Source organism: Undibacterium sp. GW821-FHT11B02 (assembly GCF_058808955.1).
Map to the genome: position 1 here is coordinate 138,241 of NZ_JBXASD010000004.1, position 25,693 is coordinate 163,933.

General features: G+C 50.4%; 26 protein-coding genes. 12 read left to right on the top strand and 14 right to left on the bottom strand.

All coding sequences use genetic code 11. The annotated features are described in order from the left end of the window. Window positions 1-425 precede the first annotated feature (425 nt). The gene (locus AC1RVX_RS09610) at window positions 426-1,094 is read left to right on the top strand and encodes a GntR family transcriptional regulator (protein WP_493216363.1); all 669 of its coding nucleotides are present in this window, start codon (window positions 426-428) and stop codon (window positions 1,092-1,094) included. Here the strand turns inward: AC1RVX_RS09610 and trxB are convergent. From trxB to mrtJ, 7 genes are all read right to left on the bottom strand, one after another. Then, the gene (gene trxB, locus AC1RVX_RS09615) at window positions 1,091-2,050 is read right to left on the bottom strand and encodes a thioredoxin-disulfide reductase (RefSeq protein ID WP_493216364.1); all 960 of its coding nucleotides are present in this window, start codon (window positions 2,048-2,050) and stop codon (window positions 1,091-1,093) included. The two genes, AC1RVX_RS09610 and trxB, sit on opposite strands and share 4 nt — an antisense overlap. A 26-nt stretch (window positions 2,051-2,076) precedes the next feature. Then, window positions 2,077-3,960: a protein-disulfide reductase DsbD gene (gene dsbD, locus AC1RVX_RS09620; protein ID WP_493216365.1), complete on the bottom strand. Its 1,884-nt coding sequence runs from the start codon at window positions 3,958-3,960 to the stop codon at window positions 2,077-2,079. Window positions 3,961-4,084: 124 nt separating this feature from the next. Then, the gene (locus AC1RVX_RS09625) at window positions 4,085-5,290 is read right to left on the bottom strand and encodes a DUF3570 domain-containing protein (protein WP_493216366.1); all 1,206 of its coding nucleotides are present in this window, start codon (window positions 5,288-5,290) and stop codon (window positions 4,085-4,087) included. A 15-nt stretch (window positions 5,291-5,305) separates the two neighbouring features. Further along, window positions 5,306-5,557, bottom strand: coding sequence for a DUF4266 domain-containing protein (locus tag AC1RVX_RS09630; protein ID WP_493216367.1), 252 nt, complete (start codon window positions 5,555-5,557; stop codon window positions 5,306-5,308). Window positions 5,558-5,565: 8 nt separating this feature from the next. Then, a complete protein-coding gene (locus tag AC1RVX_RS09635; RefSeq protein WP_493216368.1) occupies window positions 5,566-6,087 on the bottom strand; it encodes a TlpA family protein disulfide reductase in 522 nt (173 codons plus the stop codon). Between the two features lie 62 nt (window positions 6,088-6,149). Then, window positions 6,150-8,339 carry a choice-of-anchor D domain-containing protein gene (locus AC1RVX_RS09640; protein ID WP_493216369.1) on the bottom strand — a complete coding sequence of 730 codons (2,190 nt, stop codon included), beginning with the start codon at window positions 8,337-8,339 and terminating at the stop codon, window positions 6,150-6,152. Window positions 8,340-8,365: 26 nt separating this feature from the next. Next, window positions 8,366-8,689 (bottom strand): JDVT-CTERM system glutamic-type intramembrane protease MrtJ, encoded by a 324-nt coding sequence (mrtJ, locus tag AC1RVX_RS09645; protein ID WP_493216370.1) that lies wholly within the window; start codon window positions 8,687-8,689, stop codon window positions 8,366-8,368. Window positions 8,690-9,231: 542 nt separating this feature from the next. On the opposite strand from mrtJ, the gene AC1RVX_RS09650 reads away from it, so the two are divergent. From AC1RVX_RS09650 to AC1RVX_RS09670, 5 genes are all read left to right on the top strand, one after another. Next, window positions 9,232-9,834: an RNA polymerase sigma factor gene (locus AC1RVX_RS09650; protein ID WP_493216371.1), complete on the top strand. Its 603-nt coding sequence runs from the start codon at window positions 9,232-9,234 to the stop codon at window positions 9,832-9,834. Next, window positions 9,831-10,529, top strand: coding sequence for a zf-HC2 domain-containing protein (locus AC1RVX_RS09655; protein ID WP_493216372.1), 699 nt, complete (start codon window positions 9,831-9,833; stop codon window positions 10,527-10,529). Before AC1RVX_RS09650 ends, AC1RVX_RS09655 begins: the two co-directional genes overlap by 4 nt. Continuing rightward, window positions 10,526-11,851, top strand: coding sequence for a S8 family peptidase (locus tag AC1RVX_RS09660; protein WP_493216373.1), 1,326 nt, complete (start codon window positions 10,526-10,528; stop codon window positions 11,849-11,851). Before AC1RVX_RS09655 ends, AC1RVX_RS09660 begins: the two co-directional genes overlap by 4 nt. A gap of 14 nt (window positions 11,852-11,865) precedes the next feature. Then, the gene (locus AC1RVX_RS09665; protein WP_493216374.1) at window positions 11,866-12,570 is read left to right on the top strand and encodes a TorF family putative porin; all 705 of its coding nucleotides are present in this window, start codon (window positions 11,866-11,868) and stop codon (window positions 12,568-12,570) included. Between the two features lie 140 nt (window positions 12,571-12,710). Next, window positions 12,711-13,136, top strand: coding sequence for a hypothetical protein (locus tag AC1RVX_RS09670; protein WP_493216375.1), 426 nt, complete (start codon window positions 12,711-12,713; stop codon window positions 13,134-13,136). A gap of 51 nt (window positions 13,137-13,187) precedes the next feature. Here the strand turns inward: AC1RVX_RS09670 and AC1RVX_RS09675 are convergent, their stop codons facing one another. After that, entirely contained in the window at window positions 13,188-13,973 is a 786-nt protein-coding gene (locus AC1RVX_RS09675; protein WP_493216376.1) for an enoyl-CoA hydratase, read from the bottom strand. Further along, the gene (gene ylqF, locus AC1RVX_RS09680; RefSeq protein ID WP_493216377.1) at window positions 13,970-14,902 is read right to left on the bottom strand and encodes a ribosome biogenesis GTPase YlqF; all 933 of its coding nucleotides are present in this window, start codon (window positions 14,900-14,902) and stop codon (window positions 13,970-13,972) included. Before ylqF ends, AC1RVX_RS09675 begins: the two co-directional genes overlap by 4 nt. Window positions 14,903-15,242: 340 nt before the next feature. On the opposite strand from ylqF, the gene AC1RVX_RS09685 reads away from it, so the two are divergent. Then, window positions 15,243-15,710: a DUF4952 domain-containing protein gene (locus AC1RVX_RS09685; protein ID WP_493216378.1), complete on the top strand. Its 468-nt coding sequence runs from the start codon at window positions 15,243-15,245 to the stop codon at window positions 15,708-15,710. On the opposite strand, the gene AC1RVX_RS09690 is transcribed toward AC1RVX_RS09685, so the two are convergent. From AC1RVX_RS09690 to AC1RVX_RS09700, 3 genes are read right to left on the bottom strand one after another with little or no spacing between them, the layout of a single operon-like run. Beyond that, the gene (locus AC1RVX_RS09690; RefSeq protein ID WP_493216379.1) at window positions 15,707-16,210 is read right to left on the bottom strand and encodes a nuclear transport factor 2 family protein; all 504 of its coding nucleotides are present in this window, start codon (window positions 16,208-16,210) and stop codon (window positions 15,707-15,709) included. The genes AC1RVX_RS09685 and AC1RVX_RS09690 overlap by 4 nt on opposite strands. Window positions 16,211-16,223: 13 nt before the next feature. Further along, window positions 16,224-16,787, bottom strand: coding sequence for a GNAT family N-acetyltransferase (locus tag AC1RVX_RS09695; RefSeq protein WP_493216380.1), 564 nt, complete (start codon window positions 16,785-16,787; stop codon window positions 16,224-16,226). Beyond that, the gene (locus AC1RVX_RS09700; protein WP_493216381.1) at window positions 16,787-17,725 is read right to left on the bottom strand and encodes a histone deacetylase family protein; all 939 of its coding nucleotides are present in this window, start codon (window positions 17,723-17,725) and stop codon (window positions 16,787-16,789) included. Before AC1RVX_RS09700 ends, AC1RVX_RS09695 begins: the two co-directional genes overlap by 1 nt. Window positions 17,726-17,999: 274 nt before the next feature. Here AC1RVX_RS09700 and AC1RVX_RS09705 point away from each other — a divergent pair, with 274 nt between their 5' ends. The 5 genes from AC1RVX_RS09705 to AC1RVX_RS09725 all read left to right on the top strand — a co-directional run bounded on the left by AC1RVX_RS09705 (window position 18,000) and on the right by AC1RVX_RS09725 (window position 23,702). Next, window positions 18,000-18,920 carry an AAA family ATPase gene (locus AC1RVX_RS09705; RefSeq protein ID WP_493216382.1) on the top strand — a complete coding sequence of 307 codons (921 nt, stop codon included), beginning with the start codon at window positions 18,000-18,002 and terminating at the stop codon, window positions 18,918-18,920. A 45-nt stretch (window positions 18,921-18,965) separates the two neighbouring features. After that, window positions 18,966-19,931 (top strand): DUF58 domain-containing protein, encoded by a 966-nt coding sequence (locus tag AC1RVX_RS09710; RefSeq protein ID WP_493216383.1) that lies wholly within the window; start codon window positions 18,966-18,968, stop codon window positions 19,929-19,931. Window positions 19,932-19,936: 5 nt separating this feature from the next. Further along, window positions 19,937-21,937 (top strand): transglutaminase TgpA family protein, encoded by a 2,001-nt coding sequence (locus tag AC1RVX_RS09715; RefSeq protein WP_493216384.1) that lies wholly within the window; start codon window positions 19,937-19,939, stop codon window positions 21,935-21,937. 65 nt (window positions 21,938-22,002) lie between these two features. Beyond that, a complete protein-coding gene (gene mltB, locus AC1RVX_RS09720; RefSeq protein WP_493216385.1) occupies window positions 22,003-23,091 on the top strand; it encodes a lytic murein transglycosylase B in 1,089 nt (362 codons plus the stop codon). A gap of 311 nt (window positions 23,092-23,402) precedes the next feature. Continuing rightward, window positions 23,403-23,702: a hypothetical protein gene (locus AC1RVX_RS09725; RefSeq protein WP_110257001.1), complete on the top strand. Its 300-nt coding sequence runs from the start codon at window positions 23,403-23,405 to the stop codon at window positions 23,700-23,702. Between the two features lie 297 nt (window positions 23,703-23,999). On the opposite strand, the gene cysM is transcribed toward AC1RVX_RS09725, so the two are convergent. Both cysM and AC1RVX_RS09735 read right to left on the bottom strand, forming a co-directional pair. Beyond that, a complete protein-coding gene (gene cysM, locus AC1RVX_RS09730) occupies window positions 24,000-24,902 on the bottom strand; it encodes a cysteine synthase CysM (protein ID WP_493216386.1) in 903 nt (300 codons plus the stop codon). A 291-nt stretch (window positions 24,903-25,193) separates the two neighbouring features. Continuing rightward, on the bottom strand, window positions 25,194-25,637 hold the full coding sequence (locus AC1RVX_RS09735; RefSeq protein WP_493216387.1) for a ComEA family DNA-binding protein: 444 nt from the start codon (window positions 25,635-25,637) through the stop codon (window positions 25,194-25,196). Between the last annotated feature and the right edge of the window lie 56 nt (window positions 25,638-25,693).

Genomic DNA, 25,693 nt, shown 5'->3' on the forward strand with positions numbered 1-25,693 from the left:
CAGGATTTACCTAAATCCACATGACAAGCATTGCCAGCACAAGTGATCAGCAATGTAAGCGCCACAATGTGTTTTGTGTAATCCAAATAAAAAACAAAGAACGACTTCGTCAAAACCCGAGGGCCATCAAGATATCTGGTACTTATCGGAAGCGCCCCACATTAAATATATTTAAATTATATTTAATAATTTAAATATAGCGTAAAACCCGGCCCACAAACCATTAGTATGCTGATTTCTTCATAATTTATGTGAAAAACTCCATAACACATGACAAATTCTGGTAAATGGATATATTCCAATATGATAAAAATCATGAATCCCTACAGAAAAACACGTAGAATTTGATAATTACTGTCTTTTACAAGGTAAAATTCGTATTCAAATAGGTAAAATCCATACAAAATACAGAACATGGATATCTGATGCTTGCTACTTCTGAAAAAATTCTTACTTTCACTCCCAAGCTGCGTGCAGCTGATGTGGCTTATGACGCCATCGAAAGCATGATTGTCACGCTGCAATTAAAACCAGGTTCACCGGTGGTGGAGTCCGAACTGGTGGAAAGAACCGGGCTGGGCCGCACGCCATTGCGCGAAGCCTTGATGCGTATGTCATCAAATGGCCTGATTTTGCAAATGCCGCGCCGTGGCCTGATCATCAGCGATATTGAAGCGGCTGAGCACATGACATTGATAGAAACCCGTCGTGTCATCGAACGCCTGATTGCAGCCAGTGCTGCCCGTCGCGCCACCCCGCAACATCGCAAAGACATGATAGAGTGCGCCGACAAAATGCTGGTCGCCGCCAAGCGCAATGACTTGAATGACTATATGGCAGCCGACCAGGCACTGGATCATGTAGTGCATGAAGCCTGCCGCAACCCATCTGCAGTGTCGGCCGTGGTCCCGCTGATCATCAAGTGCCGCCGCTTCTGGTATGCATTCCAGCATGAAGGTGATATAGAAGAAGGTGCACGCTGCCATATGCTGGTCGCCAAAGCGATTGCAAAAGGCAATGAAGAACAGTCAGCCAAGGCGGCTGACGGTCTCATGGATTATCTGGAATCCTTCGCACGCAAGGTCATCGGTTAGGCTTCCAAAAAGCGCTGAGCATCCAGCGCTGCCATGCAACCTGTGCCGGCACTGGTGATTGCCTGACGATACACATGATCCTGCACATCGCCAGCAGCAAACACGCCAGGTACGTTGGTGGCAGTTGCCATGCCTTCAGTACCGGTGCGGGTTTTGATGTAACCATTATGCATTTCCAGCTGGCCTTCAAAAATGCTGGTATTGGGCTTATGACCAATTGCGATGAAAACACCGTGTACGGTGACAGGTGTCACTTTACCATCTGCTGCCCTGACCTTGATGCCGGTCACGCCTGATTCATCACCGACAACTTCATCCAGGGTGTGGTTCCATTTGACTTCGATCTTGCCTTCAGCCACTTTGGCCATCAGTCGGTCGATCAGGATGGCTTCGGCACGGAACTTGTCGCGCCTATGGATAACAGTGACCTTGCTGGCGATATTCGACAGGTACAGCGCTTCTTCCACCGCTGTATTGCCACCACCCACCACAGCCACTTCTTTGCCACGATAAAAGAAACCATCACAGGTGGCGCAAGCTGAAACGCCTTTACCCATGAAAGCCTGTTCAGATGGCAGGCCCAGGTATTGGGCAGATGCGCCAGTGGCGATGATCAATGAATCACAAGTATATTGCGCCTGGTCACCGATCAGGCGTATCGGTTTTTCATCCAGCTTGGCGGTATGGATGTAATCGAAAATGATTTCGGTATTGAAGCGCTCTGCATGTTGCAGGAAGCGCTGCATCAATTCCGGGCCTTGTACACCCATGGGGTCGGCGGGCCAGTTTTCCACGTCGGTGGTGGTCATCAATTGGCCGCCTTGCTCGACACCGGTGATCAGCACCGGGTTCAGGTTGGCGCGGGCTGCATATACGGCAGCAGAATAGCCGGCAGGGCCAGAGCCAAGAATTAATACGTGAGCGTGTTTGGGTGTGTGAGTAGGTGTGGTGGTCATGCTATGCAATCTGGATAGGGATAAACTTACAACGCAAAATGGCGCGACAAATGTTGCATGAAACGTTCAGGTTCCAGGTAGCCAATGATGCGGCTGTCCGGCACTTCCTTGCCGCTGCGGTCAAACAGGATGATGCCTGGTGGACCAAACAGTGAAAAGCGTTTCATCAATGCTTTTTCCATATCGCTGTTGGCGGTTACATCCACTTGCAGCAGACGTACCTGCTTCAGTTGTTCATTGACCTTGGGTTCAGAGAAAGTAAAACGTTCCATTTCTTTGCAAGACACACACCAGTCGGCATAAAAGTCCAGTATCACGGGTGTCTTGGTCGCTGCCAAAGCAGCGTCCAGTTCTGCCACATTTTTAATCCGTGTAAATTTAATTTCCGCATGATTTGCAGCAGCATCCGCACCCGCAATTTGCGCAGAATTCGCTACACCACGTAAATGCGCCAAAGGTTGCAAGACATCCTTGCCATCACTGGCAGCACCGATGAGCTCAAACAGACCCAGGAACAGGAAAGTGATGCCCAGCGCTTTTGCCACATAGGCACGCAAGCCTGCGCCTGCTGGCAGTGCATCAAACACATGCAGAAAGACAGCGCATAAAATCGCAAAACCACCCCAGGCCGCCATCATCGCCTTAACCGGGAAGACCGGGCTGACCATCCAGATGGCGACAGCAATCAATAACAAACCAAACAGTTTCTTGACCTGATTCATCCAGGCACCGGCACGTGGCAGCAAGCTACCGGCAGAAATGCCAGTCAACAGCAGTGGCACGCTCATACCTACCGCCATGGAAAACAAGGCCCAGGCACCGATCAATACATTGCGGGTCTGGCTGATATACAGCAAGGCACCAGCCAATGGGCCGGCCACGCAAGGACCAACGATCAATGCAGACAGCGCGCCCATCACAAACACGCCAAGGAACTTGCCACCGCTGAAATTACCACTGGCCTGACTCAAACGGCTTTGCAAGCCACCAGGCAATTGCAATTGATAGACATCAAACATGGACAGCGCCAGACCAACCAGCAAGGCACCAAAGGTCAACAATACCCATGGCTTTTGCAAGGCCCCTGCCAAGCCCTCGCCAGCCAGACCAGCAGCCACGCCCAGCAAGGTATACACCAGCGCCATACCCAGGCAATACGACAATGCCAGCACGAAACCGCGACCACGCGAGACATTGCCCTCACCCACAATAATCGATGACAAGATCGGTACCATGGGCAATACACAAGGAGTGAAAGACAGCAGCAGCCCAAATACCAGGAATGCCATGCCTATGCGCCACAGACTGCCACTTTGCAAGGTGCGCTGGGCCAGCGAGCTATCGTCTTCCTTGCTACCGGAATCCACGGTCGTAGAAGGTGCAGAAACAGCAGCAGTTGCTGCTCCAGGTGTATTGACTGTAGCAGCCTGCTCAGCCTGATCTGCAGGTATGACAGATAATTTCCCCGGGACGGAGGTATCAACTCTAAAGTTTTGCTCTGCTGGTGGATAGCACAGACCTGCATCGGCACAACCCTGATAGCCAACCTTCAACGTAAAAATCTTGTCTGCTTTAGTGACTGGTAATTCCACCAGCAGACGATCTGTATAGGTTTCTACTTCTTTATTAAAAGTCGTATCAAATTTGCGTATGCCATCCGGTAACTTGGGCTCACCCAAAGTAACACCCGGCTCGCCAGCGTTGAAGCTCAGGCGGTCTCTGTAGAGGTGATAATCCTTGGCAATCGTCCACGACAGAACCAGCGTTTTTGCATCACGTAACTCGACCTGCAACTGGAACGCACGTTCAGGATCAAGAAAGTCTTCTGCTGAGGCGGCTTGATGCGACAAACCACAGGTCAGCAATAGCAGCAAGGCAGAAAACCATTTATAGAAAAAATTTTGTTTCATTCGAACTCCCGTTTTTTTGGGATGATAATCTATTAGCTGTCCATTTGACGATGTGGAATAGCCACAACAAGTACTATTCCACATCGCGCATGGCGCAAAACAGAAATCTATCACCGTCAAACATCTACCACTGTTTGCTGATGCCCAGTTGTATGCTTTGTGCCGTCAATGCTGCCAGACCAGGGCTACCTTTGTGGAACAGACGCCAGTTACCACGCTGCTCATAGTTTTCCAGTTTCACATCAACCGCCCAGTCACGTGTTATTTGCTTGGCCACTTTAATGCCAAAGGTCAGCGCACCAAAGCCAGCAAGGCGTTGATCAGCTGAGTTGAGCTGGTTGGAAGAAAACACATAACCCGGTGGGAAAGGTGCACCCAGTTTGGCATCATAGACCGGGTCAAAATAAAAACTGGCCGCACTTTGTGAATACATACGCAACGAAGGTGTGACTGTCCAGCCTTGGGACAAGGGCTGTACATATTCCGCCGTCAGGGTATGAGCCTTGACGTCATAGCTGTCAGTGTAATAGCGATAGCTGAACCGGCCAGTGCCACCTGTTCCCAGGAAATAATGATTCCAGCGGGCCATGATGGTGGTCTGATTACGTTCCCGCGGACGATTGTCGAATGCTTTGTAGGGGTCGGAAAAATAGCCTTCCCCGTGACTATGACTGAGCGTCAGTTGCGTAATGTCTTCTGCAGTAAAAATTTGCGTGACGCCGGCCATGATACTGACCGTCTTTTTGGTTTCGTCCCTGACGATCAGATTGGTCGGGTTGATGCGATCATTGCTACCACCCAAGCCGGCTGTCCAGGTCGTGTTTTTATCTTCACTGGAAAAAGTACCTGTCACCGACAAGGCACGTGATTCATAATCATGCTCGGTAGAATAGGCGGTACCAACGGTCAGGCTGGCATGTGGAAAATAACGGGTAAACGCCACATCGCCAGCGGTGCGCTGGTCGTTCATGCGTGATGCGCCAGAAATCGCCGTGTGATAACGCGGCGACGCGCCGGAAACATCATCCGATGTCAGCGTGGCATCAAGTGACCATTCTGAACCCAGAGGTGTAATCAGGGACAGTGAAGGAGAATTGGCTGTAATGCGTTTCAGGCCATCCTGCTTTTCTTCATAGTTCAGGTATTTAAGGCTAAGGCTTGCATGTTCCGGCGGTGTTTCGGCACGGGCCACGCCCAGGCCAGGCAACAGCAGGGCCGCAGTCAGCAATGCTGCGCCTATGGCTTGCGACTCCACAGGTGGTAAGCCAGGTGAAACTGGCAATGTTTCAGATAAAGTAGAAACAGAAAGAGGTGCAGTTATTTTATTCATGTCGAAGTTCTCTGATTAGTTGCAACCACAACCACCACCACCCACACCGGCACCGCCTGACGCGCTTTCACGGCTGGTATAAATGTGTTCGCTGTAGCGCGATTCGAGCCTGTCGTTTTCAAATGTCATTTCAGACTTCGCCAGATTGCCTTTTTCCCATGGTTGCACGACCTTGATCAGACTGCATCCGGACAAGCCAAGCACAGTACCGCCAGCTAATAGCAAGCAGACAGCTTTCCTTAAGCTACTCTTCAAACTTTTATTCATTTTTTTATTCATTTGGTGACTCCCAGCGAAGATTTTATTTTTTCTTCCAGTGCGCTCTTGTCAGCGTCCTTGAAGCCTGCATGTTCAAACAGGATTTTTCCATCCGGGCCGATCAGTACACTGCTGGGCATGCCTTTGACACCATAACTGCGCGGCGTCGCCCCGGCAGGATCAAATGCCACTACAAAGCGGGCTGGCGTGGTCGCCAAAAACTGGCGCGCATCGTCATTTTTCTGATCCAGGTTGACGCCAATAATTTGCAAACCCTGGGCACCATATTTCGATTGCAGTTCATTCATCCATGGGAAAGACTGACGGCAAGGGCCACACCATGAAGCCCAAAAATCCAGGTACACCAACTTGCCCTGATATTTCGCCAGTTTGACATTTCCTTCGACCCCGTTCAGGTCAAATGCAGGTGCAACACTGCCTTTGTCGAGTGCCATTGCCGAGCTGACTATCAAGGTGGCTGCAAGACCTGACAGCACCTGGCTTACCCGTTTTTTATTAATGTGTAATGTGAATTTCATCGTCCTGCCTCATTTCTCATTTCTTTCAATCCAGAAAAGCCGGACCGGAGTCCGGCTCCCACTCACTTTTGTGTTGTACCTTGACGGGCCTGGCGTTTGCGCCAGACGATGACTGCCACAGCCAACATCACCAAAACTGGCAGCATTGGATCTTTACCATCACGGGCAACCGAGCAACCACCGCCGCCTTGATTGCTTGGCACGTTGCTGGTCACAGTTGGGACCGCTGGATTTACAGCCGTCGCTGCAAAAGCGATGCTCCAGGTCGTGGTGGTGTCGGAAGAACTGATAACGACGCTGCCGTTATTGGCACCTGCATTTGCAGGGGCATAGCTCACCACCAGTTCACAAGATGTATTTGCCTGCAAGCTGAACGGGAAGCGTGGGCAAGATGCACTATCCACTACGGCTGTGTATGGACCTGTGAACGCTGCATTTGTCAGTGCAATGGCACTGGTGCTTGGATTGCTGAGCGTGAAGCGCTTGACCAGATTTGCATTACCTATCGTGGCAGAGCCAAAATCAAAGGATTGCGGATTGATGGTCAGAGCAACGGTTTTGACCGGTATGGCGACACCTGTACCAGCCAGATGGACACTCAGTTGTGCACCACCATCAGTCACCACCAATACATCTGCTGCTTTGCTGCCGGCGCTGGATGGCGTAAAGACCGTATCAATGGTACAGCTGGCTGCCGGACTAACTGTACCAATGGCGCTGCAAGTACCTGCTAACGAGAAGTCATTGAGTTGACTACCATTCAATACCAGGCTGGTGATCTTCAGTGCAGCGGTGCCTGTGTTGCTCAGTGTTGTCGTGTGTTTGGCTGAGCTTGTACCGACCTGTGTATCTGTGAACTGCACGGTGCTGGTATCAGACAATACTGGCTTGGCGACTGCCTTGCTGGTTGCCGTGCCGGTGATAGCCACTTGCAATGCTGCGGCATTCGAAGTCACCGCCAGGCTGGCGCTTGCATCGCCTTCAGTTGTCGGAGTAAATATAACTGGCACATTGCAACTCGCGCCAACAGCAAGACTGCTACCGCAAGTATTGCCGGTACCAATTGCGATGGCTGATGAACCACTGACTTTGACAGACGACAGTGTCAGCACAACATTGCCTGTGTTAGACAAACTGATCTGCTGTGTCACAGGGCTACCACCAACGGTCTGTGCACCAAAGGCTAGCACGCTGGGCGTAGCTGCGATGGCGGGGGTAGCAGCAGCGCCGCTACCAGCCAGGCTGATGACGACATTGCCATTGGAGGCATTTGAGGCAATGTTCAGCGCGGCAGCAAAAGCACCTGCTGCGGCAGGTGTTGCCTGCACAGTCACAGTACATTGGGCTCCTGCAGCAACTGCTGTTAGCGTACTGCAGCTACCACCAAGGGCAAAAATGGTGGCATTAGCACCAGTCAGTCCGATGGAGCTGAAATTTAATGCTGCCTGACCGCTGTTGGTGATGGTGACAGTCTGCGCCGCAGATGTTGCATTGAGCAATACTGAACCAAAGTTCAGACTGGTTGCTGATACTGCCATACCTGCCTGAGCGGCTGCATTGCCGGTACCACTGAGACTGACCAGACTGACGCCACCGGTGGCGTTATGAGTTATGCTGATACTGGTAGTACGACTGCCCTGTGCGGTCGGCTTGAAAGTGGAAAGCACAGTACAAGTAGCACTAGGGGCGAGTGTAGTTCCGCTCGCACAGCTGCCGCCAGCCAGGCTAAAGTCACCCGTTGCGCCACCAGTCAGCGTTATTGCGGTAATGTTCAATGCAGCCGAGCCGGTATTGCTGACCGTGGTGCTGAGTGCAGTGCTGGTCTGGCCCACGGTGGTTCCGTTGAATGCCAGGCTAGCCGGGGAAACTGTCGCTATCGGGCCGGCAACTACGGTAGGGTTACCAATAAATGCGGCCAGATCGGCAATTTCTGACTGACTGAATTTATTGTTATATAAAGTGCCCATGCCGCCTTTGTTCAGCGTCCAGGCATTGCTGATTTCAGTTGGATTGTTCGCGCCTCGCAAAATACCATTGACGTTACTGGCTGGGCTGGCACCATGACATGCGGTACAACTGGTCCCACCAGAAACCGGGCCGTTCAAATACAGGCTTTTACCATTCAAGGCATCAGCAGCATAGGCAGCAGACATGCCCGTTGCCAATTCAAGCGCGATACCTAAGCCTAGCGCACCACCCAGTACACCAGCCTGTCGCAATAAGCGAGTAAAACGAAAATGCAACTTCATCATAGTTTCCCTTCAATGATTAAAATAATTCACTGCATGCAAACACCAAGAGCCATTCCATTGAAAACAGCATGTGCCACTGCACACAGTCGCCAATCACGCGTCCACTGGTACAGTGTTGCCAGCAAAAAGCCTGGTAAAAAAATCGCTGCAACCATCGTCCATCCTGCCGTTACATGCATTGCGCTGAACACTGTTGCCGATAGCAACACTGGCAACACGGTTGCGTTGATACCAGATTGCTGAAACCGGCCTATCAGGTATTGCTGCAGACCGGCACGCACTACCAACTCTTCCAGAACCGGAGCCAGCAGCAAGAGCCGCAACATCACACCCACATCTGGTGCACGCATTTGATTTCCACACATCGCGTGCTGAACAAAAAAAGGGAAAATGGCACTCACCTGTTCAAGCATTCAACTTTCTGCAATGCTGGCTTAAAAAATCGCGCGCATCTTTTGCGTGACCTGAATAAGATCTGATTTTTTGTCGTACTTCGATAAAAAAATAGACCTCTCCGTTTGTTTCAAGCGGTTAATACGCCTTTAATCCAAATTGGTTCAAAGAAAAAGAAAATATTTTTTTATGCGTGGCGAAGCAGCTTTGCACGACCACAAAATCAAGATTGATTTACGCAAGACAGATGGAGAAGTAAAAAGCAAAAAAGAAAAATGACCGGCTAAAAAATACGACGAAGAAAACATATCGTTGCGATACAATCATTCGATCAGATTGACACCGTTCACCACATTGGAAGGCGCCATTTCAATCAAATGCCAAGATTGCCATTCTTTACACAACATTCGTTTGCAAACCAGATTCCAGTATTTTTTTACGCGCAATGAACCTTTTCCACCCGATCAGGTATTAACGGTTAATCGAGGAGAGTGCAGGCATGTTTGAGAATTGGGGATGGCGAGGTAAGAAAGACAACAAGCGTCCAACTACCCCGGAAACGTATGAAGTTGAATTGATATGCTCGATTGCAAATGGAGATCGCCAGGCTTTTGAGGCTTTGTATCGCGTGTACTTTGGCAGGTTAGCCAGATTTCTTGACAAGATGACACGCGACACGCATCTGATAGAAGAGATAGTCAACGATACGATGTTGGTTGTCTGGCAAAAAGCCCATACCTTTAACCAGACTTCACGCGTATCCACCTGGATATTTGCGATTGCCTATCGCCAGGCCTTAAAAGCTATACATACATTTGATGAGGCAGTCGAATCCAATTTTGAACATCATGCCGCAGAAGCCCGATACGAGCCAGAACACCAGATGTCTGCCCAACAACTGGAAGGTGATCTGAACCGGGCATTGCGAGCCTTACCAATGGAACAACGTGTGGTAGTCAGCCTCACCTATTATCATGAGATGGGATACAAGGAAATTGCGGAGACCATGGAATGCCCGGTCAATACCGTTAAAACCCGGATGTTCCACGCAAGACAGCGTCTAAGATTCATGCTTTCCGACAGCATGGAGGAAATATTATGAACATGAAAACAACTCAGTCCGGTCAGCCTGCGCAGTCTGATGCGGCAGTCCATGCCATCGTCCAGGACCTGTTGCCGTGGTATGTCACCAATACCCTGCAGCCCGGCGAAAAACAAATGGTGCAAGCGCATTTGCAAACCTGCACCGCATGCAAGGACGATCTTCAGTGGCAGCTCAGCCTGAAAGCCAAAGAGCCAGTGTCAGGTACAGCGCCCGATCTTGATCGTGCTTTTGCCCGCCTTTTACCAAGATTGGATGCGCAGCCACAAACAAGCAAAGCCAAAGATGATAAAAACATCGTGGCGCGCTTTTGGGCCTTGTTGACGACATTTGCGAAAAATGGAAACACTTCCATGCGCTGGGGTACGTGGGTTATGGCAGCACAAACAGCCGTCATTGTTGGGCTGGTGGTGCATATGGCCCTGCCCAAACAGGACGATAGCAGTTATCATGTGCTCGGCGCCGGTGATCGCTCGTCCGGCAATATTGTTGTCGTTTTCAAACCAGAAACTACTATCAAAGATATACAGCGCATCATGTCTGTGAATGACGCCCGCATCATCGATGGCCCCACGGTCACCAATGCCTATCTGCTTAATGTCCCCGACACCCGGTTGACGCAAAGCGTGGATGAGTTGCGTTCTGAGCCAGTGATTGAACTGGTTGAATCCCTGCAATCCGGAGGTGTGAAATGAGCAAGTCTGGAAAGCGGCGCTGGATTAGCGTCTGGCTCTGTACTGTACTTGGGCTGGCAGCAGGATTGAGTTCTTGCCCGGCCAGCGCCCGCAATGACAACGATACAGAACAAACCATGCAAAAAGAGCCGGAAGCACGACGCAAATTACTGGTCATGCTGCATCTGCCAGCACCGCATTTTCGTCCGGATGTCAGTTACAGCGGCGGTTACAGCAATGATGTCAGTCGCACTGCAAGACGCCGCATCGCTGAAGAACTGGCCAATACACATGGTTTGAAACTGCTGGAAGACTGGCCCATGCCAGTACTGAATGTCGATTGCTTTGTCATGGAAGAGACCGGAACCACATCTGAAGCCCAGATGATGGAAATACTCAGTAAAGATGCACGGGTTGCCTGGGTCCAGACTATCAACACCTTTGATGCGCAAGCCAAGAATGACCCCTTGTTTCCGGTGCAACCAAGTAACAAATATTGGCAACTGGAGGACGTACGCAAGATTGCGACTGGCCGCAACGTGGTTGTGGCCGTCATCGACAGCGGCGTAGAAATCAAACACCCTGACCTGACAGGACAAATCACACTGAACCAGAATTTTATCGACGGTAACCCCTATGTGGGCGAAACCCATGGCACTGGCGTTGCCGGTGTCATTGCCGCACGCGCCGGGAATGGTATAGGTATAGAAGGCATCGCCCCTGATACCCATGTGATGGCCCTGAGAGCCTGCTGGCAAGAGCCGGAGAATAAAACCAAATGCAATAGCTTCACCCTGGGCAAGGCGTTGAATTTCGCCCTGGCGCAAGGTGTGCAGGTAATTAACATGAGCCTGTCCGGTCCGCCTGACCGCTTGCTGAAGCAATTGCTGGACGCGGCGATTTCCCGCAACATCAAGATTGTCGGTGCCATGGACCCTAACCGCGCTGATGGTGGTTTCCCAGCGTCGCACCCAGGCGTATTTGCCGTGGCAGACAGCAAAACCACCATGCTTGCGAATGACATTTTGATAGCGCCAGGACGGGACATACCAACAACCGCACCGGGCGCACGCTGGAATTTTGTGTCAGGTTCTTCGTATTCAGCAGCGCATATCTCAGGAATGATGGCACTGCTTAGCGAACTGAAGCCATCGGCAAGCCTGGCGCAGATACGTGCTGACCTGGTGGTCAATCCGGTCAACCAGAGTGATGCCAATATCAGTGGACAGGTTAATCTGTGTGCCACCTTACTCAGGGTTACACATAAATGTGCGTGTTCATGTCAACTGGCTGCGCCTTCAGTCTCCACTGCACAATCCCTCACTGTCGCCGCTGGTCCATAAGATATGCAAAATTGATGGCCATTCATAAAGGTGCAGTATTGCTTAAATTTTGTGCAATTTTTATCTTTACCCTTTTTGCTTTCGATAGCAAGGCATACGCACAGGTCAGTGGCAGCGTCACGCTGGTTTCAGATTATTATTATCGTGGTATTTCGCTCAGTGACGGGCAGGCGGTACCGCAGTTGAATCTGGTTTATGATGGTCCCGATGGCTGGTATGCCGGGGCCTTTGGCTCAAAAGTCCGGGTCAACAGCTGGAATAGCGATGGTGAGCAGATCTTGCTGTACTCCGGTCTTTCACGGCGTCTGGCTTCAGGCATGATCTGGGAAGCGGGTGTCACCGGGTCGCTATTTCCCAAGACAACCGACCTCAACTATGGTGAAATATTCACCGGGGTCATGATGGATAATCTCAGCGCCAGGATTTACTATTCCCCTGACTACATTGGTTTGCGTATGAAGACCCTGTACCTCGAAGCAAATGCAGATTATGCATTACACGAGCGTATTGATGTGTTCTCCCACGTTGGCTGGCTGACCTATCCTGATGCTAAAGCCAGCCAGGTTGCCAACAACCGCCTCGATGCGCGTGTTGGATTTGGCCTCAACTTTTCATCCTGGAAATTGCAACTGGCTTACGGCACAACCAAACAGAGACAGGCTTACGGTACGATCAAATCAAACAGCAGCTTGGTATTCAGCGCCAGCTACCTGTTCTGATTTCGTGCCATATCCCCTGTCCATTGGGAATTTGCAAGGTAAAAATGGCTGAATGAATCTCGTAATGTAGTCAGAATGCAATCAAAAATCAGTCCAAAGCTGCCCAAATCTTTGGCAGCACAGGGTATAATCTCGCCCTTATGGCTTTCCAACCTTTCATTTCCAAACCCAATCCGCATGCTATCGCGCTGGCGACGGTACTGTATGGCTTGCTGTATTTCGTGTTTATTACAGCACTGAAGGTATCGATGAGTCCGGCCACGGATGCCGGTACCGATACAGGTCTGTGGGGTAACCAGGTTTTCATGACTATTTTTGGTTTCATGCAATACTTGCTGCCTGGCCTGGTGGTGGGTTATCTGGCAAGACGTTCGCCCATGATGCATGGTTATTTGCTTGGGATTGCCACTACTGCACTGGTGTATACCTATGCCAGTGTCGCCTATAGCGACGCACCAGATTCACTGCCCACCACCTACACCGTGTTATATACCTGCTTTGTGGCGGGGGTATGGTGTTCGCTGGGGGCGATTATTGGTGATCATTTCAGTTCACGCAAACAGTAAGCTTTAATACAGCGCTTGGTTCCGCACTTAGTGCTGCCCTTAGTTCTGCCCTTACTTCCAGACAGGTGAGCGTTTTTCCATGAAAGCCTGCACACCTTCTTGTGCTGTCTCATCCATCATATTGCAAGCCATGGTTTGCCCCGCCAATTGATAGGCGGCCTCAATCCCCATTTCCAGCTGTTTATAGAATAATTGCTTGCCCATACTGATGGCCACTGCGGGTTTGGCGATGATGCTGGCTGCCAGTCCGGCAACACAGGTGTCGAGTTGTTCAGGGCTAACCACGCGATTGATCAGGCCACGCTGCATTGCAGTCCAGGCATCAATAAAATCACCGGTCAACAGCATTTCCATCGCCTGTTTTCGTGAGACATTGCGCGACAGAGCAACTGCAGGGGTGGAACAGAACAAACCTACATTCACGCCAGAGACGGCAAAACTGGCATTATCACTGGCCACTGCCAGATCGCACATGCCCACCAGCTGGCAACCGGCAGCGGTTGCCAGGCCCTGCACACGGGCAATCACCGGTTGCGGTAATTTCTGGATAGTCAGCATCAGCTTGCTGCATTGCTGGAACAGGACCTTGTAATAATCTTCTGTCGGCTGGGCCTGCATTTGTTTAAGGTCATGCCCGGCACAAAATGCCTTGCCTGCAGCCGCCAATACGACGACGCGTACGGTTTCGTCAACTGCAATGGCTTTGAATTCAGCCTGCAAAGCAACCAGCATTTCTTCTGACAGCGGGTTGAAACGCTCGCCACGGTTCAGTGTCAGGGTAGTGATGCCGCCCACATCATTGCGCAATACCCAGGGGGTGTCCGCTGCGAGACTCATTCAGCGTCTTCCGGTTCTGGTTCCATGCCGGTCTGCACGCTCTTGCCCTGCCCCAACAAGACTGGTGGTACATAAGTCGCCAGCAAATGTTCACGGCTGGCCGGGGTTTCCAGGCTGATGCGACCGAGGGCACCGCTACGGTAATCCAGCAACAGGGTATGCGAGGCCTTTTCATAATCCCAGTCGCCGCCTTTAAGTTTATAGCCACGTTTTTTGGCCACGCCTTCAATCACAGAGACGGCGTCGATACCTTCTACCGGAAAACCATAGCGCTCAGTCAAGAATTTGGGGTAGTGAATCAGCAACTGCTCCGCCAAAAAGGTCGCAATTTCTTCTTCGATCAGCGCATTCACACCAACCGCATGGCTTGCCGCCAGCATCAGGCCGTCTGTAGGATGTTCTATCTTGGGCCACAGCATGCCGGGAGTATCGGTCAAAATCATGTTCTTGCCCAGGTACAGGCGTTGCTGGGTCTTGGTCACAGCCGGTTCATCACCGACATTGGCAACCCGTTTTTTCAGCAGGGCATTCATCAGCGTCGATTTACCGACGTTGGGGATGCCCATGATCATCATGCGCAGCGGCTTAGTCGGCACGCCTCGATGCGGGGCTTGCTGCAAAGCCAGGCCGGGCACTTTGGCGACATCGGATGGTTTTTTGCAACTCAGGGCAACGGCGAACACACCTTTCTGGGCATTGTAAAAATCCAGCCAGGCTTTGGTGGCATTCGGGTCAGCGAGGTCGGCCTTGTTCAAAATCTTCAGGCAGGGGCGTTGGCGGAAATTGCGCAGCGACTCAACCATGGGGTTGCAAGAGGCTTGCGGAATGCGGGCATCCAGCACTTCTATCACCAGATCGGTGTTTTCCATGGTTTCCGCCGCCTTCTTGCGGGCGGCGTTCATGTGGCCGGGGAACCATTGTATGGACATGCTTATTCTTCTTTTTAGCAAAAACAAAGCGATATTGTACGGAAGTCTGCCCTGCTTGCGCCGGAAGTTTCACCTCTTTCCCTGTGAGAATCACAAAACTATAGACTTATAGCAATATTGACCCGGTTTCTTTTGGATAAATTAAACACATACGCCCCAGAATTATTAAAATGAAGAAACTTTGCGATAACCCAATAATATTGAAAAATAAACGACAATAAGATCATTTTAATGGTACGTTAAATAAAATAAGCCATTTCCACAATGCTTTTCTGGCTGCGATTAAGATATCACATAAACAAACATCGACAATTCCATGCACATTGTTCAACAAATCTTAGTGATATCAAGGATACTGACCGGTATTGCGGGTTTGATGCTGTCTGCCTGTCTGAACATTACCCAGGCAGCAAACCTGAATGCCCCAGGTGATACACCTGTCTGCGCCGATTTTTTACAGCAAATAGCTAAGAAACCTGCTGCCCTGGAATTCATGTCTTGCGAAGCCACGATGCAGGCACAAATCCATGTCCTGCGTGTCAGTTACCGTGTTGCCGGGTCGGCAGCGGCCAAAGTGGAAGATTACTTTGTCAAACAAGCGCACATGGGAAGAATGAAACGTGTTTGTTGCATCTGGGAAACCCATGCCAGCCGCCTGCACCCGGGCAGTGGGCACTTTGCCAGTGGTCACGAATTTGACTACGGCATCAGCATGGCGTCGGAAGAAACTCTTGTCAGCCAGCGGGCAGACTGGGCAAAAATCAAATGGTTTTATGTGACGGTCGAGCTGCCGCTGGAATCCCCTTAGGGTTTAGTCTTTTGTTCCGTGTTTTTCTCGTCCAGTTTTCTGACCCCGGCGGCCAGGTAATCCGTCAATTCATTCGGCACCGTCAGCGATAACTGATAATGCATGATTTCCAGCCCCTGTGCAGTTTGCTGGATGACACCTGTAGCCTGGCATATGCCCATCTGAGTATGTAATTGTTCATCAAACCAGATCCAGCGATGATCTTCAGAAAAGCTGATATGCCGGTTAAAGGATTTAAAAGCCCAGGCGGACGGGCGCTCAAAAAACCGCTTGGCCCATACCTTGAATTCATCCCGCGTCCAGCGTTCGGTCTTGTCGGTGCCGATGTACACGCCGTCTTTTGCCATCTTGTCGAAATAGCTGCGGCGCGCATGGGCGGCATCGTCATGCCATTCGTCGATAAAACGCGCGACTTTTTCGGTCAACATGGCACGGTCATCAACAGCCTGGGCCAGAGCGCATGTAAGTGCCAGCAACAGGGCGGTCAAGAGTTTTTTCATTGCCTGATCCAATTTATCCCGAAGACGCAACAGTCAGAAAATCTTCTTTTTCAATGCGATAGATCAGGCTTGCTGCCTGACCGGGCACGTCATCCACCGAGCTGTACAGTCGCATACCCATACGTTCCAAGGCGCGGCGCGATGCGCTATTGGCTGGTCGCACAAGGCCATATACCGCCGGTTCGTCCAGTGTTTCAAACGCCACTTGCAGGGCGGCTTGCGCCATTTCGCTGGCATAACCCTTGCCCCAGGCATGGGTGGCAAAACGAAAATACATGTTCAGACCGGTGAAATCACCAATCTGCTTGCGCATGATGCCACCAAAACCCAGTACCTGACCAACATCGTCGCCAGCACAGACTGTCCAATAGCCAAAATGCTGTCTTTCCCAAAAACCTACCCAGTCGTCCAACAAGGTTACGGTTGCTTCACGCGAGCGTGCACCATCAGGATTATGCACATTAGTCGCCGGGTCGCCATGGATAAGCGCAGCACTATCAATATCCGAACGTTCCAGCTTTCTGAGCAGCAGGCGTTCTGTCCTGATGCTGTGCAATTGATCAAACGGATACTTCATCAATCCAGATCAGCCAGCACTTTGAGATGGGCCACCACGCTTCTGCCCAGCGCCGACAGGTTATACCCGCCTTCCAGGCAACTGACGATGCGTTTATTGGAAAATTCTTTGGCGATGCCCATGATTTCCCGCGTGATCCAGGCGTAGTCAGCTTCTACCAGGCCCAATTGCCCCATGTCGTCTTCACGGTGGGCATCGAAACCGGCAGAGATGAAAATCATTTCCGGTTTAAACTCGCGCAGGGCTGGCAACCATTTTTCGCTTATCAGTTGCCTCACCACATCGCCATAGCTATGTGCCGGCACCGGGACATTCACCATATTGCTGGCTGGATGATCGGTACCGGTATAGGGATAAAATGGATGCTGAAAAAAACTGACCATCAATACCCGCTCGTCATTGCGGAAAGCTTCCTCCGTACCGTTGCCATGATGTACATCAAAGTCCACAATGGCGACATGCTTCAGTCCACGTACTTCCAGTGCATGCTTAGCCGCTACAGCAACATTATTGAACATGCAAAAGCCCATGGCTTCGCTTGGAGTAGCATGGTGGCCAGGTGGGCGTATGGCGCAGAAGGCATTTTCAATTTCACCGTCGAGCACGGCATCAGTAGCTGCCACTGCTGCCCCTGCTGCCCGCAGTGACGCCCGCCAGGTGTAGGCGTTCAGGCAGGTGTCAGCATCCAGCGGAAAATGATCGTACTCAGATCGCTCAGAAGGGCAGTTTTCACGGATGCGGAAGATAGCCTCCTCTGTATGTACCCTTGCCAGATCAGCCTCACTGGCCTGGGGTGCATCGCGATGCTCAAGAAAATCACTGATACGGCTGGCGATCAATTGATCGTCTATGGCTTGCAAGCGTTCCGGCGATTCGGGATGCCATGAGCCCATTTCGTGGCGCTTGCAATCAGCATGGGTGTAATACGCAGTAGTCATGTCTCTTTGCCAGGCCACCGCAAAATTACCCCGATAAACTTGCAGGGACCGGGAATTCTTTGGTTTGGCCAATCTATTTTATCTGTCTTAACGTCAGTTTCACCTTATTTCAATGATTTTGCAAACCCGGCAATCTAAAACTTTTAGCCTTGGGCAACAGTTTCCGACAATTCCGTTTACACTGTCACGCTTAGACAAAAGCAATCAGACAATGCCTGGCACAGCCAGAACGGCCAGGCTATTGCCAAGTACGGGCGTTTTATTGAGGAAAAAAATGTTTTCCAAAGTGCATAAAGTAGCAAAGCAGGTCAATGGCATCATCATCGGCAAGGAACAGCAAATCCGCCAGGCACTGGTGTGTTTACTGGCTGGGGGCCACTTATTGATCGAAGATTTACCTGGTGTCGGCAAAACCACATTGGCCCACGCACTGGCCATTTCCCTGGGCCTGAAGTTCAATCGCCTGCAATTTACCAGCGACCTGTTACCGGCAGATGTGATCGGCATTTCGATTTTTGACCGGGAGAAATCACAGTTTGTATTCCACCCAGGCCCCGTATTTACCCAGGTATTACTGGCAGATGAAATCAATCGTGCCACCCCGAAAACCCAGTCCTCCCTGCTGGAAGCCATGGAAGAACGGCAGGTATCCACCGAAGGCCTGACGCGCATCCTGCCACAACCATTTTTTGTGATTGCGACCCAAAATCCGGCGCATCAGGTGGGTACCTTTGCTTTACCCGAATCACAACTTGACCGTTTTTTGATGTGCCTTTCACTGGGCTATCCAGACGCGGCGGCAGAGCGTGCACTATTGCTGGGTGAAGACAGACGCAGTCTGTTGGCCAGCTTGCCCGCTGTCATGCAGGCAGAAGAATTAATGCAGGCACAACAGCTGTTGAAGCAAATCCATACTTCGGCATCGTTGATTGATTATGTGCAGGCACTGGCGCACGCCACCCGCCAGGGTGACCTGTTTGCCGAAGGCATGAGCCCGCGCGCCTCTATCGCCCTGTTGCAAGCTGCCCGTGCCTGGGCTGCGCTCGAAGGTCGTGACCATGTATTGCCGGAAGATGTTCAAGCAGTGCTGATACCAGTGATTGCACACCGCCTGCGACCGCTCAAATCCACTACAGGGAAAGTCAGCGCCAGCAGTGAATTGCTGGCTCAACTGATGAAGCGTGTCAGCGTTTGATAGTCCCATCTTGATAGCGCCATCTTTATCTTCAGACCCAGGATCATGCTGACCGCCATCAAGAAAAAACTGCGAAAAATCATTTTTCTGGAAAATAAACCGGAAAGCGGTGAAATTTTCCTCAAACAGCGTCGCGTGTTCACCTTGCCCAGCAAGGCAGGCTGGTCCTTTGTGGTTTTATTGCTGATCCTGTTCGTGACAGCAACCAATTACAGTCTGAACCTGGGCTTCGCCCTGACTTTTGTGTTGGGCGGCGTTGCTCTGGTGAATACCTTCTTTGGCTTTCGTAATCTGGCCTACCTGCATTTGCTGGCCGGTCCCAGTAAATCGGTATTTGCCGGTGAAGAAACCGAATATACGGTCTTTCTGATCAATCGCAAACCCATCCAGCGCTACGCGATCTGGATAGGCTTTGCTGGTCACCCCGACAGGGCTGTGGATATCTCGCCGAATAGCCAGGTGGCGGTACAACTGAGCTGCCCTACCCAGAACCGCGGTCTGCAACCCATCCCAAGAATACGTTTGCAGACCTGGTTCCCGCTGGGATTATTGCGCGCATGGAGTACCTGGTTGCCGGATGCCCAGGCCGTGGTATATCCACAGCCGGAACTGAACCCACCTCCCCTGCCGGTTTCTGGCAAGGCCAAAAACGACGTGCAGGGACATGCTGGGGAAGAAGATTTTTCCGGAGTACGCGCCTACCAGCCAGGTGATCCGATGAAACATCTGGCCTGGAAACATATCGCCAGGGTTGATACCGCATTAGGCGGTCAACTGGTGACGAAACAATTTTCCGGCGGTTCTGGCAGTGATGTCATCATCGATTTTTCTGCCTTGCCCACCCACATGGATATGGAATTGAAACTGTCACGCATGACCAGTTGGGTGCTGGAAGCAGATCAGCATGGCCTGATGTTTGGATTTCGCCTGGGCCAGACCAACTTACCCCCGGCACAGGGGCCAGAACACTGCGAAACCTGTCTGCGTGCGCTCGCGCTTTATGACTTATGAAGATCATGCAATCTCCGTGGTTTCGCCCCATCCTGTCACGCGACAAATCTGACACGCTACTGCTGATATTTGCCTGTTTTTGTGTGCTGTTGCCGCATATGGAGCACATCAAATGGTGGGTCAGTGCCGCCTCTGCCCTGTTACTGATCTGGCGCGGCTGGCTGACACTGAATGGCAAGCGGCTGCCACCGGCATTGCTGTTATTGCCCATCGCCCTGCTGATGATGGGTGGCGTTTTTCTTACGCATAAAACCTTCTTTGGGCGCGAGGCGGGTGTCACTATGCTGGTCTTGCTATTGACCTGCAAGCTGCTGGAAATGCATGCCAAGCGTGATTTGTTTGTAGTGATTTTTCTGGGTTTCTTTTTGCTGCTGACCAGCTTTTTTTATCAGCAAACCATAGGTACGGCCCTGATCACCATGTTCGCGCTATGCTTTTTGCTGACGGCGCAACTGTCTTTTCATTACACCGGAGTCGTGCCGTCGCTGTGGCAAAGACTGAAACTGGGTGCAGGTATTCTGGGATTGGCGATACCGGTGACGGTTATCGCTTTCCTGCTGTTCCCGCGCATACAAGGCCCCTTATGGGGGCTGCCGGGTGACGCGCAATCCGGGCGTACTGGCCTGTCAGGTTCCATGGCACCTGGCAATATCAGTGATCTGGTGTTGTCGGAAGATATTGCTTTTCGCGTCAAGTTCAATCAGGCCGTACCACAAAAATCCTTGCTCTACTGGCGTGGCGTGGTCATGACCGATTTTGATGGACGTACCTGGTCGCAAGATGATAGGTCCGGGCCGATTTCCAAAAACCATGTGGTCTTTAGCGGCAACAATATCCGCCAGGAAATCATCCTCGAACCAAATGGCCAGAACTGGATGTTTGCCCTTGATGTAGCGGCAGGACAGCCGCAAATTGAAGGTGCTCCCATCACCAGTAGCCTGGTGAATGCGCAAATGGAAATACGCAACGCACGCAGTATTAATCAACGGTTGCGCTATGCGGTTGATTCTTATCCAGCCTATAGATTGGAAGCCAATGCCGACAAGGATGTGCTGCTTGCCGCCCTGAACCTGCCTGATGGCTATAACCCGCGCACAGCAGCTTTTGCTGCCAAGCTACGTGCAAGCTATCCAGACAATCAGCAATTGATAGCTGCCGTGTTGAACCATTTCCGGCATGAAGCATTTTCTTATACACTGGAACCATCGCGCCTCGGTCTGCATAGTATTGACGAATTCCTGTTTAATACCAAGGCCGGGTTTTGTGAGCATTATTCAAGCGCCTTTGTAGTCTTGATGCGCGCCGCCAAAATACCAGCACGCGTAGTCACCGGTTATCAAGGTGGCTCCATGAATACCGTCGACGATTATTTTGAAATCAGGCAATCTGATGCGCATGCCTGGGCCGAAGTCTGGCTGGAAGGCCGGGGTTGGGTGCGAGTCGACCCGACTGCGGCTGTGGCACCGGAACGTGTCATGCAATCACTGAACTATGCCGTACCGCGCCGGGGTCTGGCCGGGCTGGTGAACCTGGGGCCAGCCGGCACCTCGCTGCTCAACGAAGTGCGCATGCAATGGGATGCCATCAATAATTCATGGAACCAATGGGTACTGAATTACAATCAAAGCTCGCAAAAAAGTTTGCTGAATTCGCTGGGCTTTCTGGATGTTGACTGGGGGCAAATAACCTTGCTGTTTTTTATTGCAGCCAGCCTGGTGATCGGACTGATGGCGCTGCCTTTAATGCGTAACCAGCAACGTATCAGTGCGCTTGATAAGGTATACTTTTCTTTCTGCCGCAAAATGGCAAAAAAAACTGTCCCACGGGAAGTACACGAGGGCCCGCACGCCTATCTGCAACGTCTGCGTGCTGTATTGCCCGCAACTGAAATGGCAAGCGTGGAACGTTTTTTATTACTGTATGCAGCAACGCGCTACGGTAAAATCTCTGAGCCGGAAACCCTGGTGGTCCGGCGTTTAAAAACTCTGCTGGCTGAATGCCGCTAATTTTTCGATATTGAATTTTGAAATATTCTTATTCTTCTGTAGCAGGCAGTTTGTTGACGCTGATATTGAGCTCCCTGCTTCTTGCTCCACATGCCCAAGCCACGGCTACGACAGTAAAGAAACACAAAAAAACCAGCAGTGCAGCCAGCGCTTCTGCAACTGACAACGGTACTGACAAAGCTATCAAGAAAGATGATGTCCATTTTGATCAGTGGAAAGAAGTGTCCGCCTTTATCAACAAAATGGTTAACAAGCATGGCTTTGTTGAGGCTGATTTAATCGCCACCTTCAAACAGGTGCGCTACGTGGAACAGACCAGACAGTTGATGCGCCCTGCACCACCAGGTCGCCCAAAAAACTGGAAAGCCTATCGTGCCCGCTTTGTTGAACCTTACCGCATTGAAGCTGGCGTCGCCTTCTGGGACAAATATGCAGATGACCTGGCACGTGCCGAGCAACAATATGGGGTACCTGCAGAAATCATCGTCGGCATCATCGGTGTAGAAACCATTTTTGGCAAACAAACTGGCAACTTCCGCGTCATGGATGCGCTGACGACACTGGCCTTTGATTATCCAGATACTTCGACACGTGATGCCCGAATGCAATTCTTCCAGTCTGAACTGGAAAACATGTTACTGATGGCACGCGAATCCTCGCTAGATCCCTTTGTGTTCAAAGGTTCTTATGCAGGTGCTATAGGCTGGCCACAATTCATGCCTGGCAGCATCAGAAAGTACGGAGTGGACTTTGATGGCGATGGCAAAATCAACCTCACCGATTCGCCTGTCGATGCCATAGGCAGCGTTGCCCATTACCTGGCAGAACATGGCTGGAAGAAAAATTTACCGGTGGCATTTCCTGCCACGCTCCTCAGTCACGAGAAATCAGAGGCGCTGACCAATGCCATAGGGAAAGGTTTGGCCGCAAGTTTTCAATTGCAGGAATTAAAAACCCTGGTCAGTACCGCCAGCAGCGACGCACCGACCAATGTGTTATATGGCCTGATTGACTTGCAAAATGGCACTGATGCCACAGAGTATTGGTTAGGTACCGATAATTTTTATGCAATTACACGCTATAACCGTAGCTATTTTTACGCCATGTCGGTCTTCGACCTTGGCCGTGTCATTGCTGCAGCCAGAGGAAAATAATAGAGTTAACGAAATTTAACAGAAGATAAAACAGATTTGCTATATGTTTAGAGAAGAGAGGTTAAAAAGCAATATTGTATTTGTGAATTAATTTTCTTAATAAACATTGCTAATCGGTATGATTTAAACTAGAGTAATGTTATCTAGTTGATACATTTACGTATAAATAAGGCAATGTGTCAAGAGATTTAACAATGGTTTGCTATTTTTCTGATAAGCAAATTCTATTTTAAAGATACAATATTACCGTTTGATTAATTTTTTATTGAAGCAACTATTTCAGCATCAATAAACTAAACAGCGAGGTAATTATGGCAAATCTGACCCAGCTTGAATCCGATGAAATCGACTATGATCCAAACAATCTGTTGGATACTCTGATCAAGCAATTGCATTTGAAAAACGATGCTGCACTTTCACGAGCATTAGAAGTTGCACCACCAGTAATCAGTAAAATCAGGCATCGTCGCCTGCCAGTCGGCGCATCACTGCTGATTCGCATGCATGAAATCAGCGATGTAAGCATCAAAGAATTGCGTGAATTGATGGGCGACCGTCGTGCAAAATTCCGTATCAGCGACAAACAATTCAAACCAAAAGACGCAGCATAATTTTGTTTTGATTTGGTAGTTGCTTGGTTTAAAGCTTTAAAATCAACGGCTATTGCATATTGAAAAATACCGAAAGCGCTCCACAAGTGCGATTTCGGTATTTTTTTATTTGCAAGCTGAGGAACGCAAAACAAAATCAAATCTGCTTGCGAGCCTTATCGCGCATATTTAAAATGTAGCCTTTGCCGTCAGTTATAGTAATACCACAGCTTTATGACGGCCTGGTGAAACATTAAAACTGCCACGCCAATCTCATATGGCATCAGTGTGCATGCTTCATTCTGCTCTGCCCCGCTATCAGGCTGGGAAGACGCCTGTAGACAAATAACGGTCACCACGGTCACACACGACAAAGACGATAGTCGCATTTTCTACGTTCTGCGCAATTCGCAAGGCAATCTCGCAAGCGCCTGCGGCAGAAATACCACAGAAAATACCTTCTTCAATCGCCATGCGACGTGCCATGTGTTCTGCATCTGACTGACTGACAGACTCGACCTGATCAACCCTGGCCTTGTCAAAAATCTTGGGCATATATGCTTCCGGCCATTTGCGTATGCCTGGAATCTGTGAACCTTCTTCAGGCTGCGCGCCCACGATCTGGATTTTCGGGTTTTGCTCTTTCAGATAGGCAGAGACACCCATGATGGTACCTGTTGTACCCATGGCACTGACGAAATGCGTCACTTGCCCCTTGGTGTCACGCCAAATTTCAGGCCCGGTGGTTTCGTAATGCGCAAGCGGATTATCAGGATTGGCGAACTGGTCCAAAATCACACCGCGACCTTCAAGTTGCATTTGCTCTGCCAGATCGCGCGCATATTCCATGCCGCCGGTCTTGGGTGTCAGGATAATCTGTGCACCATAGGCAGCCATGCTTTGACGGCGTTCTATGCTCAGATTTTCCGGCATCAGCAAGACCATCTTGTAACCACGCATGGCAGCTGCCATAGCCAGTGCGATCCCGGTATTGCCACTGGTCGCTTCAATCAGGGTATCGCCAGGTTTGATGCGGCCACGCTCCTCTGCCCGCTTGATCATCGACAGTGCTGGTCTGTCCTTGACGGAACCGGCAGGATTGTTTCCTTCCAGTTTACCCAGGATGATATTATTGCGACGCCGGTTTTCATCACCGGGTATTCTCTGCAGCATGACAAGCGGGGTATTGCCAATAGTATCTTCGATGGTCAGATAGGACATAGTGAGCTGCTATAAAGAATCAAACGCTTATTCTAATCCCAGTTACCTATAGATGCTTGTCGCATAAGACTGTCAATGCGACTGTACTGCTGCAAGCACTTGCTTTAAAAAGCGACTGACAGCATGATTCCTCTATGAAAACCAGTTGATTCCGTGGGCAAACCAAGGTCGAAAACAGCTTATACAGAATTTATATAAGCAAATAAGCAAAGAAAAAACCTCTGATTTATCATCAGAGGTTTTTGGGTGCAACTACCTGATTGCTATGCGGACTGGCGTCGGGCCAATCAATTATTTTTTGGTTTCCTTGGCGCTGGCCGATGCTTTAGCTGATGCTGCCGATGCAGGTGCGGGAGTCGCTGCAGGCGCAGGTGCAGTTGCCGATGCAGAGGCTGAAGCCTTATCTGCTTTGCTTGGCTTGGACGCTTTCTCTGCACTGGCTGCCGGTTTGGCAGCGGCACCAGGTTTAGCCTGGCCGTTGACAGTCAAGCCTGCTTCCGACATTTTGGCAGAATTCTTTTCGCCTATGCCTTTGACGCGTTTTTCAAAGTCAGCCCAATCCTTGAAGCTGCCGTTTTTTGTACGTTCTTCAATAATCGCTTTGGATTTGGCAGGCCCTATGCCTTTGATACCGTCCAGTGCAGCCTGATCACCTTTGTTGACATCCACGTCAGCAAATGCAAAACCCGCAGCAGCCAACCAAGCCAGCATAACAAACATCAATTTCTTAAACATGCGAATACTCCCCGTTAAATTGAACAAACATCAAATTGAGCAACTATTTTTATTCA

Coding starts and splice junctions, on each gene's coding strand:
- AC1RVX_RS09630 (WP_493216367.1), bottom strand. CDS start 5,557: ATGAATAAAAGTTTGAAGAGTAGCTTAAGGAAAGCTGTCTGCTTGCTA.
- mrtJ (WP_493216370.1), bottom strand. CDS start 8,689: ATGCGTGCACCAGATGTGGGTGTGATGTTGCGGCTCTTGCTGCTGGCT.
- AC1RVX_RS09610 (WP_493216363.1), top strand. CDS start 426: ATGCTTGCTACTTCTGAAAAAATTCTTACTTTCACTCCCAAGCTGCGT.
- ylqF (WP_493216377.1), bottom strand. CDS start 14,902: ATGTCCATACAATGGTTCCCCGGCCACATGAACGCCGCCCGCAAGAAG.
- trxB (WP_493216364.1), bottom strand. CDS start 2,050: ATGACCACCACACCTACTCACACACCCAAACACGCTCACGTATTAATT.
- AC1RVX_RS09665 (WP_493216374.1), top strand. CDS start 11,866: ATGGCCATTCATAAAGGTGCAGTATTGCTTAAATTTTGTGCAATTTTT.
- cysM (WP_493216386.1), bottom strand. CDS start 24,902: ATGTCCTATCTGACCATCGAAGATACTATTGGCAATACCCCGCTTGTC.
- AC1RVX_RS09710 (WP_493216383.1), top strand. CDS start 18,966: ATGCTGACCGCCATCAAGAAAAAACTGCGAAAAATCATTTTTCTGGAA.
- AC1RVX_RS09635 (WP_493216368.1), bottom strand. CDS start 6,087: ATGAAATTCACATTACACATTAATAAAAAACGGGTAAGCCAGGTGCTG.
- AC1RVX_RS09695 (WP_493216380.1), bottom strand. CDS start 16,787: ATGAAGTATCCGTTTGATCAATTGCACAGCATCAGGACAGAACGCCTG.
- AC1RVX_RS09650 (WP_493216371.1), top strand. CDS start 9,232: ATGTTTGAGAATTGGGGATGGCGAGGTAAGAAAGACAACAAGCGTCCA.
- AC1RVX_RS09655 (WP_493216372.1), top strand. CDS start 9,831: ATGAACATGAAAACAACTCAGTCCGGTCAGCCTGCGCAGTCTGATGCG.
- AC1RVX_RS09675 (WP_493216376.1), bottom strand. CDS start 13,973: ATGAGTCTCGCAGCGGACACCCCCTGGGTATTGCGCAATGATGTGGGC.
- AC1RVX_RS09690 (WP_493216379.1), bottom strand. CDS start 16,210: ATGAAAAAACTCTTGACCGCCCTGTTGCTGGCACTTACATGCGCTCTG.
- AC1RVX_RS09700 (WP_493216381.1), bottom strand. CDS start 17,725: ATGACTACTGCGTATTACACCCATGCTGATTGCAAGCGCCACGAAATG.
- AC1RVX_RS09660 (WP_493216373.1), top strand. CDS start 10,526: ATGAGCAAGTCTGGAAAGCGGCGCTGGATTAGCGTCTGGCTCTGTACT.
- AC1RVX_RS09705 (WP_493216382.1), top strand. CDS start 18,000: ATGTTTTCCAAAGTGCATAAAGTAGCAAAGCAGGTCAATGGCATCATC.
- AC1RVX_RS09625 (WP_493216366.1), bottom strand. CDS start 5,290: ATGAATAAAATAACTGCACCTCTTTCTGTTTCTACTTTATCTGAAACA.
- AC1RVX_RS09735 (WP_493216387.1), bottom strand. CDS start 25,637: ATGTTTAAGAAATTGATGTTTGTTATGCTGGCTTGGTTGGCTGCTGCG.
- AC1RVX_RS09670 (WP_493216375.1), top strand. CDS start 12,711: ATGGCTTTCCAACCTTTCATTTCCAAACCCAATCCGCATGCTATCGCG.
- AC1RVX_RS09640 (WP_493216369.1), bottom strand. CDS start 8,339: ATGATGAAGTTGCATTTTCGTTTTACTCGCTTATTGCGACAGGCTGGT.
- AC1RVX_RS09725 (WP_110257001.1), top strand. CDS start 23,403: ATGGCAAATCTGACCCAGCTTGAATCCGATGAAATCGACTATGATCCA.
- AC1RVX_RS09715 (WP_493216384.1), top strand. CDS start 19,937: ATGCAATCTCCGTGGTTTCGCCCCATCCTGTCACGCGACAAATCTGAC.
- dsbD (WP_493216365.1), bottom strand. CDS start 3,960: ATGAAACAAAATTTTTTCTATAAATGGTTTTCTGCCTTGCTGCTATTG.